Source organism: Bradyrhizobium sp. CCBAU 11357, assembly GCF_028128865.1.
Classification (GTDB): domain Bacteria; phylum Pseudomonadota; class Alphaproteobacteria; order Rhizobiales; family Xanthobacteraceae; genus Bradyrhizobium.
Genome location: NZ_LBJW01000093.1, coordinates 14,572 through 27,821 on the forward strand (window position 1 = coordinate 14,572; position 13,250 = coordinate 27,821).

The following is a 13,250-nucleotide window of genomic DNA, read 5'->3' on the forward strand; positions in this document are numbered from 1 at the left end:
TTGCATCGTGAGCCTGTCGCGTCAGGTCATCACGCCAGATCATCACGCCAGATCATGGGCCCCATGCTAGACTTGCAGGAAGGCCATGTATTCGTTGAATTAACCTATCCCCACCTTATCGGCTTCGGGGTATGTACGGCATCACGAAGTGGCGACCTCCACACCGGACTAATCCGGGTGGAACCGAGCGCCAATCGACAACGTAGACCTGCACCAATCGTGCCAAATGACAAAGTCAGGGCAAACCATGGCGAACCAAGGGCAGAGCGCCGATCGCGGTCTTGAAGGGCTGACTGCCGCCGCCAAAGGCGCTGCCAATGCCGAAGGCGCCAAGAAGGGCCTCCCTCCGGTCCATCTGTGGAATCCGCCGTTTTGCGGCGATCTCGACATCCGAATCGCCTCCGATGGTACTTGGTTCTATCTGGGCACGCCAATCGGGCGTCTTGCCTTGGTGCGGCTGTTCTCGACCATTCTCAAGCGCGAGGGCGACAAGCATTTCCTGGTCACGCCAGTGGAGAAGGTCGGCATCCGCGTCGATGATGCGCCGTTCATGGCGGTCGAGATGCAGAAGGACGGCGAGGACAGCCATCGCGTGCTGCGCTTCCGCACCAATGTCGACGACTGGGTCACCTGCGATGCCGCGCACCGGCTGCGCTTCGAGCAGGCGGCGGACGGCGGACTGACGCCCTATCTGCATGTTCGCGCCGACCTCTGGGCCAAGGTCACGCGCGCGCTCTATTACGATCTGGTTGACATGGGCGAGGAGCGGATGGTCGATGGCCAGCCGATGTTCGGTGTCGAGTCGGCCGGCGAATTCTTCGCCATGGCCGATGCGGAGCAGGTGAGGGCGGCGCTTTGAACTTGAACAACCCTATCCTGACGAACGAGCCCGTCGCGCTTGGCGCTGCGGATTTCTTCGCCCGCTCCCGGGCGAGGCTCGGATTCGACGTGCCGCCCGGCCTCTACGATCCCAACATCATCCCCGCCTCGGGCGATCCCGGCACCGACAAGATGCTCGAGATCATCGCGCGCGAGCAGCCGGTGCGCCCGGCAGCGGTCCTGATCGCGGTGGTCGATCATCCCGAGCCCACCATCCTCCTGACGCAGCGCTCGGCGCATCTCAACGACCATGCCGGCCAGATCGCCTTTCCCGGCGGCAAGATCGACGCCACCGATGCCTCGCCGCTGGATGCGGCGCTGCGCGAGGCCGAGGAGGAGGTCGGGCTGTCGCGCGACTTCGTCGAGCCGCTCGGCTATCTCGATCTCTACGGCACCGCCTTCGGCTTCCGCATCCTGCCGACGGTCGCGAAGGTCAGGCCGGGCTTTTCGCTCAGCATCAACCATTCCGAGGTTGATGATGCGTTCGAGGTGCCGCTATCCTTCCTGATGAATCCGGTGAACCACCAGGTGCACAGCAAGGAATTCCGCGGCACGCCGCGGTCCTATTACGCGATGCCGTTTGCGGAACGCTACATCTGGGGTGCGACGGCCGGAATGCTGCGTGTGCTGTATGAGCGGATCTATTCATCATGATCCGGACGGTTCTGACCGAGATCGGAATCTTCCTCATCCCGTTTGCCGTCTATGCGCTGTTCCTCGCCGCCACGCGCTCCGGCCTGTTCGCGCGCTCGTCCTGGCCGGTCGCGATCGTCGCGCGCCTTGCGCTGGCGGCGATCGTGCTGGTCATCGCCGGCCTGATCGGGCTTGCGCATTTCTCCGGCGCGCCGCCGGATTCGACCTACGTCCCCGCCCATATCGAGAACGGCAAGCTCGTGCCGGGTGTGGAAAAATAGGGGCCGGCCCATGAGCGCGGAGCCTTTACTCGCCGATGCGCCCTGGCTGACCGCAGGCGGGACCGCGCGTGTCCTGGCGCTGCTCGGCACCGATGGCGAGGAGGCGCGGGTGGTCGGCGGCGCCGTGCGCAACGCGCTGCTCGGTCTTGCGCCGGGCGACATCGACATCGCGACCACGGCGTTGCCGGACGAGGTGATGCGGCGTGCCAAGGCTGCCGGCATCAAGAGCGTGCCGACCGGCATCGACCACGGCACCGTCACGCTGGTGATCGATGCCCACCCCTATGAAGTCACGACGCTGCGCGAGGACACCGAGACCTTCGGCCGCAAGGCCAAGGTCGCGTTCGGCCGCGACTGGGTGAAGGATGCCGAGCGGCGCGACTTCACCATGAATGGCCTGTCGGTCGATGCGCGCGGCGTCGTCTACGATTATGTCGGCGGCATCGCTGATGCCAAAGCGCGGCGCGTGCGCTTCATCGGCAATCCCGACCAGCGCATCGCCGAGGATTATCTGCGCATCCTGCGCTTCTTCCGCATCCACGCCGCCTTCGGCGCCGGCGAGCCCGACCGCGACGGCTATCTCGCCTGCATCCGGGGACGCGCGGGCCTGGCGAACCTGTCGGCCGAGCGCGTGCGCATGGAGATGCTCAAGCTGCTGGTGGCCGGCGGCGCCTCCGCGGCAGCGCTCGGCATGGCCGAGGGCGGATTGCTGCAAACGCTGATCGGCGGCGTCGTCTATACGGGCCCCCTGGAGGCGATGATCGCGATCGAGCGCGAGCTCGGCCTTTCCGCCAGCAGCACGCGGCGCCTCGCCGCGCTCTCGGTCGCCGTCACCGAAGACGCCAAGCGCCTCGCCTTGCGCCTGCGGCTCTCCAATGCCGAGGCCAAGGCGCTGGATTCGATGGGGCACCGCTGGTGGCGCTTCGCCACCAAGGACGAAGCCAATGCACGGCGCTTGCTGTACCGGCTCGGGCCCGAGCGCTATCACGATCGCGTATTGCTGGGCTGGGCCCGCGCTGCCGCTGACGTGCAGTCGCCGCGCTGGCGCGCGCTCGCCGAGTTGCCGCAGCGCTGGACTGCGCCGAAATTTCCGCTGAAGGCCGCCGACTTCATTGCGCGCGGCCTCGCCGAAGGACCCGCGCTCGGACATGTGTTGACGCTCGCCGAGGACGCTTGGCTCGCGGCGGATTTCCCATTAGAGGAAGCCGCACTCGCTGCCATCGCCGATCAAGCCGTCGCCCGCGTCAAGCGCGACCAGAAGGATTGACCATCTTCTCAGGCTTCGCCGATATCTCGCTTCTGCAGCTTCTGCTGGTCGCAGCGATGGCGTTGTTTGCTTCCATCATCGGCGGTCTCGCCGGCTACGGCACCGGCGCGCTGATGCCCTTGGTGCTGGTGCCGATGGTCGGTGCCGAGCCCGTCGTGCCGATCATCGCGATCTCCGCGATGCTGACCAATGCGAGCCGCGCGCTTGCCTATGTCCGCTATGCCGACCGCCGCCGGGTGCTGATCGTGCTGGCCTGCGCAGCGCTCACCACCGCGCTCGGCGCCTATGGCTACACCCGCCTCACCAATGCCGGCGCCGCGCTGGTGATCGGCACCATGCTGATCGTGAGCGTGCCGCTGCGCCGCGTGCTCCGCCGCCGCGCAGTGAAGATCGGCGACACCGGCCTTGCCGCCGGCTCGGTAGGCTACGGTGTCCTGGTCGGCGGCACCTCGGGCTCCGGCGTGATCTTGCTCTCGCTGTTGATGGCCGCAGGGCTCGAAGGCGCCGCCGTGATCGCGACCGATGCGATGATCTCGCTCGGCACCGGCCTCATCAAGATCTCGGTGTTCGGCCTCGCCGGCGCCGTCACCGCGCAAGTGCTCGCCTTGGCGCTGCTGATCGGCGGCATGGCCGTGCCCGGCGCGTTCCTCGCAAAGGCCTTCGTCGAACGGATGCCGGTGCATATTCACACCGCGATCCTCGATGCCGCCGTGATCACCGGGGGACTGGTGATGATCGCGGCGGCGGCGAGGCAGCTCATGGCGTAGACGACGCCGGCTGAAATGGCGTTCTTGGCGTCTTAGGAGCAATTGACGTCGCGACAATCTGAGCTGCGTCGCGTCAGGCGAACTTCGCGCGCTACGCTGTGTTCCCGATGCTACAGCCGCAATGCAAGATCACCTCTATAACTCGGCTCAAGCGGACGGCCGGTCATCGGCGGTTTGACGAGTGCTCACGCGGCAAGGCGCCGCCTTGTCACGCGCACAACGTTGAGGGAAGTTATGAAGTCCATCGTCTCTGCTGCCCTTCTGGCCTCGGCTCTGTGTCTGTCCCAGGGCGCCGTCGCGGCCGACCTCGGCAGGGCTTACACCAAGGCGCCGCCCGCGCCGGTCGCATTCAGCTGGACCGGATTTTATGCCGGCGTGCATGGCGGTTATGGCTGGAGCGATCCGACCGCGACCTTCGATCCGGGCGCGCTCGCAACCGGGACGGTCCCCGGCTATGTCGTCACGGGTGGCACCGGGCCGTTCTCCCTGGATGTGAGTCCCAAGGGTGGATTCGGCGGCGGCCAAATCGGCTATAACTGGCAGTCCGGCACGTTTGTGTACGGTCTGGAGGCGGATGTCAGCGGCGCAGCCATCAAGGAGACGGCGAGCCGCCCCTTCAGCGTCACTGGAACGATCGGCGGCGACAATGGCGCCTTCACCGGCGTATTCTATCTCAGGCAGGAAATCGATGTCTTCGGCACGGTCCGCGGACGTCTCGGATACGCGGCGAACAATCTCTTGATCTACGGTACCGGTGGCTTCGCCTGGGGCCACGTCAAGAACAGCATCTTCACCTCCAATCTCGCCACGCCGAATATTGCCAATTTCAACGGCTTCTTCCCGGCCCTGACGCGAAGCGCGTCCTCGTCGGAGGTCCAGGTGGGTTTCTCCGCGGGTGGCGGCCTTGAATGGGCTTTCGACCCGCGCTGGACGCTCAAGGCCGAGTACATCTACATCAATCTCGGAAAGTCGAACGGCAATGCTCTTGCGTTCCCCGGGGCGTCCTTCACGGACACCGAGGTTGAGCTTCATACCGCCAAGGCCGGCATCAACTATCGGTTCTGATCCGACCGACATCAGCTCGTAGCAAGGATGGTTTTGCTTGCGAAACTCATCGCTTGAGTTGCTGTGACATCCAGCGATGATGTCCGCTATCGCTCCGTCTTGGCAGGGAAGCGGACATCGAGCGAGCCGGAGCCGAGCGCTCGGCTCTCAGGAGAATGCAGCTCGTAAGGATGGGCAGAGGTCGTAGGATGGGTAGAGCGCCAGCGAAACCCATCGACTTCGCCGCCTGAGGCGGGGCCCGATGGGTTTCGCAGGGGCTCTAACCATCCTACCCGCGGGTCGCCTAGATCCACATTCTACCGCGACGCAGTCGCGTGCTCCCAGACTGGGGCGTGCTATCCCTTCCAGGAGGGTAGCCGGTCACCATATTCGGCTGGAAGTCGTCACCTGAGGAAACGCGATGAAAGCACCCGCAAATCTCGCCGAGAAGCTCGCAACGTTCACCGATCGCTTCTCTCCGCGCACGGTCGCGACCTATAACGACAACGACATCATGGTGGCCAAGCTCGAAGGGCCATTTCATTGGCACAAGCACGAGGACACGGACGACTTCTTTCTCGTGCTCAGCGGGACGCTCGACATCGAGTTGCGGGACCGCACGGTCACCCTCAACCCCGGCGAGGTTTTTGTCGTGCCGAAGGGCGTTGAGCACCGGCCGGTGGCGCATGGGGAAGTGCACATCCTCTTGATCGAACCGACGGGGACACCGAATTCGGGAGACAAAGCCACGGCGGCGCCTCGTATCCTCGTCTGATCAACCCGCGCCCGTCATCAGGGCAAGAGCGCGGCTCTCACGAGAATGCGGTCCGAGAAGTGCCTACTCCTCGTCATCATCTTCGTCTTCGTCGTCCTCGTCGTCCTCTTCCACCTGCACGAGCACGGCGAGCGGCAGCGTCTCGCGGAACAGGTCGCCTTCCATGCCCATCCACAGGCACAGCACCTCGTTGTCCTTCACCTCCGCGACGGTCAGCGGCTGACCGCCGGATTTCAGCATCACGACATCGCCGGCCTTCAGATCCATGGATTGTCCTTTCGGGTTGATCGACAGGGCCGACGCTAACAGGCCGTCATGACAGGCCGATCACGCCGGCTGCCGGTGCCGAAAAGTATCCGCCGGTGTCCTCGCGGTACGCCTCAGCTGCGCTCGCTCGTAGCCGGCTGGTTCGGCAGGCACTGGTTGCTGAAATAGCCTATGGCATCGCGCGCGAAAGGAACATGGCAGAAGAAGCCGGTGGGACGGTATCGCACCCTGATGCGGTCCAGCTGCGCCATGGTCAGCGTCATGAACGCGTCCAGCCGGCGGGCCTGAAGCTGCAGCCTGTGCTCGTTGCTGTCGCGCGGCTTATCGAGCTTGCGATCATTGGGGCCGTCGTTGCCGGAGGCCGGAGCTTGCAACGCATTCGGCCCACCGCGGAGCACCTCGAAGCAATGGTGCATCACCAGGACGTGGTGCTTGGCGCTCCACCAGTTGATGGTCACGACCTTCTGCAACGCATCGATCTCGCCATCTGGCCGCCTGGCACAGAGGTTGACGTAGGACTTCAGCCCATTGGCCGTCGGGTCGTTGCACAATTCGTCGCTGGGGCGTCCGGGATCGGCGCCATTGTAGATCGCGCCTCGGAACTGAGGGAGATTGGCTTCTGAATCGCAATCGAAATTATACTTGGTGAGCAGCGTTGCCGTCAGGGGATCCTGGTCCAGCGTGTGCTCCGCGGCCGGATCGCGCCCGAGGTCGCTCGGCCAGTCGATGTAGATCTCCGCCTTGCGCGCGAAGATGGCGCCGTTCCGCCGCAGCGACGTGCGCGCCTTCCAATAGTCCGAGAGCGAGTCGAATGTCTTGGCGTCCACCGGGATGAAAGCGGGGGTTGCCTGCGCCTTCAGCGAGCCGAACTGCTCGCGCAGCATGGTCTCCTGCTGGATCTGCACGTCGGCGAAGGCATTGGAGATCTCGAGGAAGGTGTCTGTCGCCTTCTGCATGTCCGCCTTGGCCTGCTCGCCGACCTTCTGCTCATAGGAATTCAGATACTGGAAATATCCGCCCAGGAAGCCGGTCAGCAGGGTCACGGCCGTCAGTCCCTTGGTGACCGAGAGGCGGCTGTCCCAGGATTGAATTCTCTGCCAAAAGCCCGGCTCGCTTTCGGCCTGCGTGCGCGCTGCTTGGTCCGGAAGGTCCTGCTTCATTGTCGCCTCCAACTCACCACGCCCCGTGGCACGAGGCTACCGCAATCCCGGATTGCGGCTTGTGAAGCATTTCACTTCAAGTGAGGCAGGCGGGCTGCCGGATGTCGGGCGTCGGCAGCTCGTCGAGCGAGCGAGGAGGGTGTCTGGACCACCTCCCACGCGATGCGTCCGCGCGGAACGTCGCCTTGAATTCGCGGTTGGCATGACCTAGTTTTTCGACGTGCTGCACGGTGTCCTCCACCATCTTCGTCAACTCGCCAGAACGGCCATGTTCGTGGCGATATCTGCGTTCGTGCTTCAGGTCTCCCTGATTTCGGTCTCGCAGGTGAAGGCGGCTGTCGGCGACATGCCGATGCCGTCCGTCATGCTCAGCGGTTCCCTGCATTTCCACGATCAGCTGGCAGGCCACGTGCATTCCCATGCCGGTGACGACGCCGAAGGCCACGTCCATGACGGGCCGGATCACGACGACGACGGCGCTCCAGGCGTGGCCTGGGACATGTTTGGCACCTCGATCGCCTCAGCGCAGGTCATTCACCTGCTCAGTTCCTTCGAAGTGCTCGGCGCCATGGACCTGCCGCTCGCGCGGGCCATTGTCGGGGTGCGCCCCGAGGGACTCGTCCGGCCACCAAGTACCTTCAGCATCGCGTAGTCCCGGCGGCGTTTCGGCCGCCGCCTTTTCGCATGTCTGAAGGATCTTTCGATGTTCATGAATCAGCGCTGCCCGAAAGGGCGGCTCACAAGTCTTGGGCTGGCCGGCGCTGTCTGGTTGGCGAGCCTGTTCTTGGGTGTCTCGGGGGCCTTTGCCCATGAAGGGCACGATCACGGCGACGCCGAGAAGACGGCGGTCGTGTCCTCGGCATATCCAAGACTTGCCGCGCGCTCCGAGCTCTACGAAGTCGTCGGCATCCTGAAAGACGGCAAGCTGTCGATCTTCGTTGATGATGCAGTGACGAACGAGCCGGTTTCGGACGCCGCCTTGCAAGTCACGATCGGCGATTCCGCCCCGATCGACGCATCAAGCCGGGAGGATGGCGTCTACACCGCTCCAATTCCGAACGGCATACCGCCCGGATCGGTCGAGGTGAACTTCTCGATCAGCGCCGGCAGGGGAAATGATCTGCTGGTCGATTCGTTCACACCGCGTGCAGAGGTTCGGCCCGCGGCGCAGAAGCACGAGCACGGCTGGCTGCTCTCGAACCGAGCGGCCATCGCGGCCTCCATGCTCGCCGCCTTGGGGTTCGGCCTTCTCTTCGCCTATTGGAAGCGGCGTGGCCGCGGCATGGCGGCCTCCATGTCCGCCGTGGTGGCAGGGGCCTTCGTCATTCTCGCGGCCATCATGTTCGGCGAGGGCCGGACGAATGCAACGCAACCAAATCCGCCGGATGCTCCCGCATTGAGCGATGCCCCGCGGCGCCTGCAAGACGGCACCGTCTTCGCGGCCAAGCCGACGCAGCGTCTGCTCGAGGTACGCTCTGCTGCAGCCGAGCCGCAGACGATTCATCCCGCCGTCACCCTGATCGGCCGTGTCATGGCCGACCCCAACCGCAGCAGCATCGTGCAGAGCATCTACGGGGGCCGCGTGGTTCCGGTCGATGACGGCATCCCTCGCATTGGGCAAACCGTCCGCAAGGGCGATCTGCTCATTCGGATCGAGCCGCATCTGCCGATCGCTGATCGCACGACGATCCTCGAGAAGGTCGGCGAGATCGAGCAACTGGTGGCGGTCACGGAGAACAAGCTGCGGCGTCTCCGGCCGCTGGCCGAACGCGGCGCGGTGCCGCAAGGCCAGGTGAATGACCTCGAAAGCGAATTAGAGGGCCTGCGGGCGCGCCGCGAAACCGTTCGCAATTCCCGCACCGGGTTCGAGGAGCTGCGGGCATCGACCGACGGCATCATCACGTCATCCAGGGTCGCGCCGGGCCAGGTCATACAGCCGCAAGACGTGCTGTTTCAGATCGCGGACCCCCGCAGCCTTTGGGTCGAGGCGCTCGCCTATGACGAAATAGGCTTGAAGCAACCCGAAGCCGCAACGGCAATGGCCCCGAACGGGCAGCAGATTGCGCTGAGCTTCGTCGGAACGAGCCGGGCGCTGCGCCAGCATGCGTCCGTCGTTCAGTTCGCCATTCCCGAGCCACCGGCAGGTCTCAACATCGGTCAGCCGTTGAATGTGATGGTCCAGACCGGAGCGCCCGTGTCCGGCCTGGTCGTGCCGCGCAATGCCGTCGTTCGAAGCGGCAACGGCGAGGATATCGTCTGGCTGCACACCGGGCCCGAGCGCTTCGAGCCCCGGCCGGTTCGCGTGGTGCCGGTGGACGCAGCCCGCGTCATCGTGGCCGCCGGTGTCAACGAAGGCGAACACATCGTCGTTCGCGGCACCGACCTCATCAACCAGATCCGGTAGCCGACCATGTTCAAGCTCATTGTCCAGACAAGCTTGCGCAATCGCCTGTTCGTGCTGGCGGTCGCCGCCGTTCTGGTCGGCTACGGCCTGTTCGTCCTGCCGAGCGTTTCGGTCGACGTCCTGCCGGACATCAACCGTCCGACCGTCAACATCTTGACCGAGGCAGAGGGATTGGCGCCCCAGGAGGTCGAGCAGCTGGTGACGTTCCCGATCGAGACGTCGATGAACGGCATGCCCGGTGTCATCCGCGTGCGCTCGGTCTCGGGCGTTGGTCTCTCGGTCGTCTATGTCGAGTTCGACTGGGGCGTCGAAATCTACCGCGCCCGGCAATTCGTCTCGGAGCGGCTGGCGCTGATCCGCGAGCAATTGCCGGCTTCGGCCAATCCCCAGATGGGCCCGGTGACCTCGATCATGGGCGAGATCATGCTGATCGCGCTGACGAGCGATGACACGGCTTCACCCATGGATGTGCGCGGGATCGCTGACTTCGTCGTCCGGCCGCAACTCCTCGCCATTCCCGGCGTCGCCCAGGTGATACCCATCGGCGGCGAGGTCCGCCAATACCGCGTGACGCCGAACGTCGCCACCATGCAGGCGCTCGGCGTCACCCACGATCAGATCGAGCAGGCGGTCGCAAGGTTCGGCACCAATAGCGGCGGCGGCTTCGTCGACCAGCATGGCCGCGAATATCTGATCCGCAATGTCGGTCTCACCAGGCGTATCGAGGACCTCCGCAACACCGTCGTCATCACCCGCGGAGAGCAGCCGATCCTGCTGAAACAGGTTGCCTCGGTGGACTTTGCCGCGCGGACCAAGCGCGGTGACGCCGGATATAACGGCAAGCCCGCCGTCATCGTCAGCGTCATGAAGCAGCCGGCTGCGGATACTGTGGCGTTGACGCGCAATGTCGAGTCCACGCTGAAGGACCTGCAACGCACCATGCGCGGCGGGATCAACGTCACCAACGTGCAGTTCCGGCAGGCCACCTTCATCGAGACGTCGATCGGCAATGTCGAGCGCGTCCTCGCCGAGGCCGCAATCGTCGTCGCAATGGTCCTGTTCGTCTTCCTGATGAACGGTCGCGCCGCGTTCGTTTCGCTGACCGCCATTCCAATATCGATCCTGGTGACGGTCCTGGTGTTTCGCGCCTTCGGCCTCACGATCAACACCATGACGCTGGGCGGCCTTGCCATCGCGATCGGCGAGCTGGTCGACGATGCCGTGGTGGACGTCGAAAACATCCTGCGGCGCTTGCGCGAGAACGCTGCGTCGGGCACGCCGCGTCCTGTCCTCGACGTGATCTCCGGCGCGAGCCAGGAGGTTCGTTCCAGTATCGTCTATGCAACGATGATCATCGTTCTCGTCTTCGTGCCGCTGTTCGCCCTTCCGGGAATCGAAGGGCGGCTGTTCACGCCGCTTGGCGTGGCCTATGTGGTCTCGATCCTCGCTTCGCTCTTGACCTCGATCACGGTGACGCCGGTGCTGTCCTACTATCTGCTTTCGGGACGAGCTCATTCAGGTGACCGCGAGAGCTTTGTCGTCACCAAGCTGAAGCAGGCCAATCGGCGGGTGCTCGGCTGGGCCTTCGAGCGGCAGGGCCTGGTGCTGGTCTTCGTCGCCGCTGCGGTCGCGGTGGCGGGCTATGCGGCGAGCCAGATGCCGCGCAGCTTTCTTCCTCCCTTCAACGAGGGGACGCTGGTCCTGTCGCTGCAGTACAATCCAGGCATTTCGCTCGCGGAATCGAACCGTCTTGGCCTATTGGCGGAGCAGTTGCTCGCAAAGGTGCCCGAGGTGAAGTCGGTCGGGCGCCGCACCGGCCGTGCCGAGCTCGATGAGCACGCCGAAGGTGTGCACTTCAGCGAGATCGATGTCGATCTCACACCGTCCAAGCGCCTGAAGGCGGACATCTATGCGAGCATCCGGGAAGCGCTGTCCGCGCTGCCGGCGTCGGTGGCCATCGGACAGCCGATCAGCCATCGCCTCGATCATCTCCAGTCGGGTATTCGTGCCCAGATCGTGCTCAAGATCTTCGGGCAGGATATCGAGATGTTGCGGCGGCTGTCCGAAACGGTGCGCCAGCGTCTGTCGACGATCCCGGGTCTGGTCGATCTCCAGGTCGAGAAGCAGGTGCTGATTCCGCAAGTGCGGGTTCAAATCGATCATGCCCGCGCCGCTCTTCACGGCCTGACGCCGGCTGCGGTCACCCAGGCACTCGACGCGCTGTCCAATGGCCGGAAGGTCTCCCAGATCGTCGACGGCAATCGCCGTTTCGATGTCGTGATGCGCCTGTCGGAGCAAGACCGTTCGACAACGGGACTGCACAATTTGCTCATCCCGACCGGCTCGGAGTTCGTCCCGCTGAGTGCTTTGGCCGACATCGTCGAGACAGACGGGCCGAACCAGATTCAGCGTGAGGGGACCCAGCGCAGGATCGTCGTCTACGGCAACGGGGACGGACGCCGCGACATCGCCGATATCGCTGCCGACATACAAAAGTCGGTTAGCGAGCTCGATTTTCCGCCAGGCTACACGACCAGCCTCGAAGGCGCGTTCCAGGCCCAGCAGGAGGCGTCCTGGCGCATCGGCATTCTGTCGCTGGCGTCGCTGGCGATGATCTTCGTCGTCCTCTACAGCCGCTACCGGTCGATCGCACTGGCGCTGATCATCATGGGAGGTATTCCGCTCGCCCTGATCGGCAGCGTCGCCGCGCTAGAGATCTCCGGGCAGCCCTTGTCGGTGGCCTCGATGATCGGCTTCATCACCCTGGCCGGCATCTCGGCGCGCAACGGGATCTTGAAGATCTCGCACTACATCAATCTCGCCATCCACGAAGGCGAGCGTTTGGGGGCCGGGCTGGTCATTCGAGGCAGCATGGAGCGCCTCAGTCCGGTTCTGATGACGGCGCTTTGCGCCGGATTGGCGCTCACGCCGCTCTTGATCGGCGCGGACGAGCCGGGCCGGGAAATCCTGCACCCCGTGGCCGCGACGATCTTCGGCGGCCTGCTCAGCGCCACGGTCCTCGACACAATCGTGACCCCGATTCTGTTTCTGATGTTCGGCAAGCAGCCGCTGCAGCGGCTGGTGGCCGGACACGCTGCAACGTTCACCCCCGCGGAAGCCTATTGATGCGCGCGGAAAACCAAAGAGGAGCCTGCAATGAGAACATATATCGGCCTCGCCATGACCGCTGTGATGGTCGCGACGCTGGATGTTGCCGCGGCGCAGACCAAGGGCAGCAACGGCGGCCCCGTCGTCAAATCGCAAGGGCATCCGATCGAATTCGTCAGCAAGGGGACGGACATCGTCTTTTACGTCGGCGACGACGATGGATCGCCGCTTTCGACGAAGGATATGCGCGGACGCGCAACGATTCAGGATGGCGGCAAGACGGTCACCGTTTCGCTTGCGCCGGCCAATCCCAACATGATGACGGGAAAGCTGCAGGCCGAGTTGTCGCCAAAGGCGATCGTGGTGTTCTCCGGCAGCTTGCACGGTCATTCGCTGACCGCGAGATACGCTGCGCAATGATGGGCGTGTGAAGGGCGAGCCGGGCGGCGGCGGAACGGATCGTCTGCCATGCCCATCGAGAGGCAGAGCGGCGCCTCCGCCTCTGCCCGCGGAAACCGTGAGCGGTCGAAGGCCGCTTACAAGCGCACCGCCGGAGATCGCAACGATGACATTATGCCCCTGTTTTGCCCGACGGATCAAACAGATTTCGTAAAATCCGTAAGCCCTTGATTTTGCAGCAGCCGGCTACTGTGCATGGGGTTGTT

The 13,250-nt window shown here is 64.3% G+C and carries 13 protein-coding genes; 11 read left to right on the forward strand and 2 right to left on the reverse strand.

The window, feature by feature from the left end:
- Window positions 1-247: 247 nt before the first annotated feature.
- The 7 genes from XI05_RS13135 (at window position 248) to XI05_RS13165 (ending at window position 5,646) form a co-directional block, all read left to right on the forward strand.
- A complete protein-coding gene (locus tag XI05_RS13135) occupies window positions 248-859 on the forward strand; it encodes a DUF1285 domain-containing protein (protein ID WP_271502088.1) in 612 nt (203 codons plus the stop codon).
- Window positions 860-861: 2 nt separating this feature from the next.
- Window positions 862-1,533, forward strand: a complete 672-nt coding sequence (locus tag XI05_RS13140; RefSeq protein WP_260376360.1) for a CoA pyrophosphatase — start codon at window positions 862-864, stop codon at window positions 1,531-1,533.
- Window positions 1,530-1,793, forward strand: a complete 264-nt coding sequence (locus XI05_RS13145; RefSeq protein WP_172785901.1) for a DUF6111 family protein — start codon at window positions 1,530-1,532, stop codon at window positions 1,791-1,793. The genes XI05_RS13140 and XI05_RS13145 overlap by 4 nt, the downstream gene beginning before the upstream one ends.
- Window positions 1,794-1,803: 10 nt before the next feature.
- Window positions 1,804-3,060 (forward strand): CCA tRNA nucleotidyltransferase, encoded by a 1,257-nt coding sequence (locus tag XI05_RS13150; protein ID WP_271502089.1) that lies wholly within the window; start codon window positions 1,804-1,806, stop codon window positions 3,058-3,060.
- Window positions 3,057-3,827 (forward strand): sulfite exporter TauE/SafE family protein, encoded by a 771-nt coding sequence (locus tag XI05_RS13155; RefSeq protein ID WP_271502090.1) that lies wholly within the window; start codon window positions 3,057-3,059, stop codon window positions 3,825-3,827. The genes XI05_RS13150 and XI05_RS13155 overlap by 4 nt, the downstream gene beginning before the upstream one ends.
- A 234-nt stretch (window positions 3,828-4,061) precedes the next feature.
- Window positions 4,062-4,892, forward strand: a complete 831-nt coding sequence (locus tag XI05_RS13160; protein WP_271502091.1) for an outer membrane protein — start codon at window positions 4,062-4,064, stop codon at window positions 4,890-4,892.
- 400 nt (window positions 4,893-5,292) lie between these two features.
- On the forward strand, window positions 5,293-5,646 hold the full coding sequence (locus tag XI05_RS13165; protein WP_025038166.1) for a cupin domain-containing protein: 354 nt from the start codon (window positions 5,293-5,295) through the stop codon (window positions 5,644-5,646).
- A gap of 63 nt (window positions 5,647-5,709) precedes the next feature.
- Here XI05_RS13165 and XI05_RS13170 read toward each other — a convergent pair whose 3' ends face one another.
- Window positions 5,710-5,913, reverse strand: coding sequence for a YodC family protein (locus XI05_RS13170; RefSeq protein ID WP_172785906.1), 204 nt, complete (start codon window positions 5,911-5,913; stop codon window positions 5,710-5,712).
- 113 nt (window positions 5,914-6,026) lie between these two features.
- Window positions 6,027-7,073 carry a hypothetical protein gene (locus tag XI05_RS13175; RefSeq protein ID WP_271502092.1) on the reverse strand — a complete coding sequence of 349 codons (1,047 nt, stop codon included), beginning with the start codon at window positions 7,071-7,073 and terminating at the stop codon, window positions 6,027-6,029.
- 268 nt (window positions 7,074-7,341) lie between these two features.
- Between XI05_RS13175 and XI05_RS13180 the strand changes: the two genes are divergently transcribed.
- Genes XI05_RS13180 through XI05_RS13195 form a run of 4 tightly spaced genes read left to right on the forward strand, consistent with a single transcriptional unit; the run spans window position 7,342 to window position 13,005 of the window.
- Entirely contained in the window at window positions 7,342-7,725 is a 384-nt protein-coding gene (locus XI05_RS13180) for a hypothetical protein (protein ID WP_271502094.1), read from the forward strand.
- 51 nt (window positions 7,726-7,776) lie between these two features.
- Complete coding sequence (locus XI05_RS13185) at window positions 7,777-9,477, forward strand: efflux RND transporter periplasmic adaptor subunit (RefSeq protein WP_271502096.1); 1,701 nt, start codon at window positions 7,777-7,779, stop codon at window positions 9,475-9,477.
- Window positions 9,478-9,483: 6 nt separating this feature from the next.
- Complete coding sequence (locus tag XI05_RS13190; protein ID WP_271502098.1) at window positions 9,484-12,603, forward strand: efflux RND transporter permease subunit; 3,120 nt, start codon at window positions 9,484-9,486, stop codon at window positions 12,601-12,603.
- Between the two features lie 30 nt (window positions 12,604-12,633).
- Entirely contained in the window at window positions 12,634-13,005 is a 372-nt protein-coding gene (locus XI05_RS13195; protein WP_271502100.1) for a hypothetical protein, read from the forward strand.
- Window positions 13,006-13,250: the final 245 nt, after the last annotated feature.

Coding starts and splice junctions, on each gene's coding strand:
- XI05_RS13135 (WP_271502088.1), top strand. CDS start 248: ATGGCGAACCAAGGGCAGAGCGCCGATCGCGGTCTTGAAGGGCTGACT.
- XI05_RS13145 (WP_172785901.1), top strand. CDS start 1,530: ATGATCCGGACGGTTCTGACCGAGATCGGAATCTTCCTCATCCCGTTT.
- XI05_RS13150 (WP_271502089.1), top strand. CDS start 1,804: ATGAGCGCGGAGCCTTTACTCGCCGATGCGCCCTGGCTGACCGCAGGC.
- XI05_RS13160 (WP_271502091.1), top strand. CDS start 4,062: ATGAAGTCCATCGTCTCTGCTGCCCTTCTGGCCTCGGCTCTGTGTCTG.
- XI05_RS13165 (WP_025038166.1), top strand. CDS start 5,293: ATGAAAGCACCCGCAAATCTCGCCGAGAAGCTCGCAACGTTCACCGAT.
- XI05_RS13170 (WP_172785906.1), bottom strand. CDS start 5,913: ATGGATCTGAAGGCCGGCGATGTCGTGATGCTGAAATCCGGCGGTCAG.
- XI05_RS13175 (WP_271502092.1), bottom strand. CDS start 7,073: ATGAAGCAGGACCTTCCGGACCAAGCAGCGCGCACGCAGGCCGAAAGC.
- XI05_RS13180 (WP_271502094.1), top strand. CDS start 7,342: ATGTTCGTGGCGATATCTGCGTTCGTGCTTCAGGTCTCCCTGATTTCG.
- XI05_RS13185 (WP_271502096.1), top strand. CDS start 7,777: ATGTTCATGAATCAGCGCTGCCCGAAAGGGCGGCTCACAAGTCTTGGG.
- XI05_RS13190 (WP_271502098.1), top strand. CDS start 9,484: ATGTTCAAGCTCATTGTCCAGACAAGCTTGCGCAATCGCCTGTTCGTG.
- XI05_RS13195 (WP_271502100.1), top strand. CDS start 12,634: ATGAGAACATATATCGGCCTCGCCATGACCGCTGTGATGGTCGCGACG.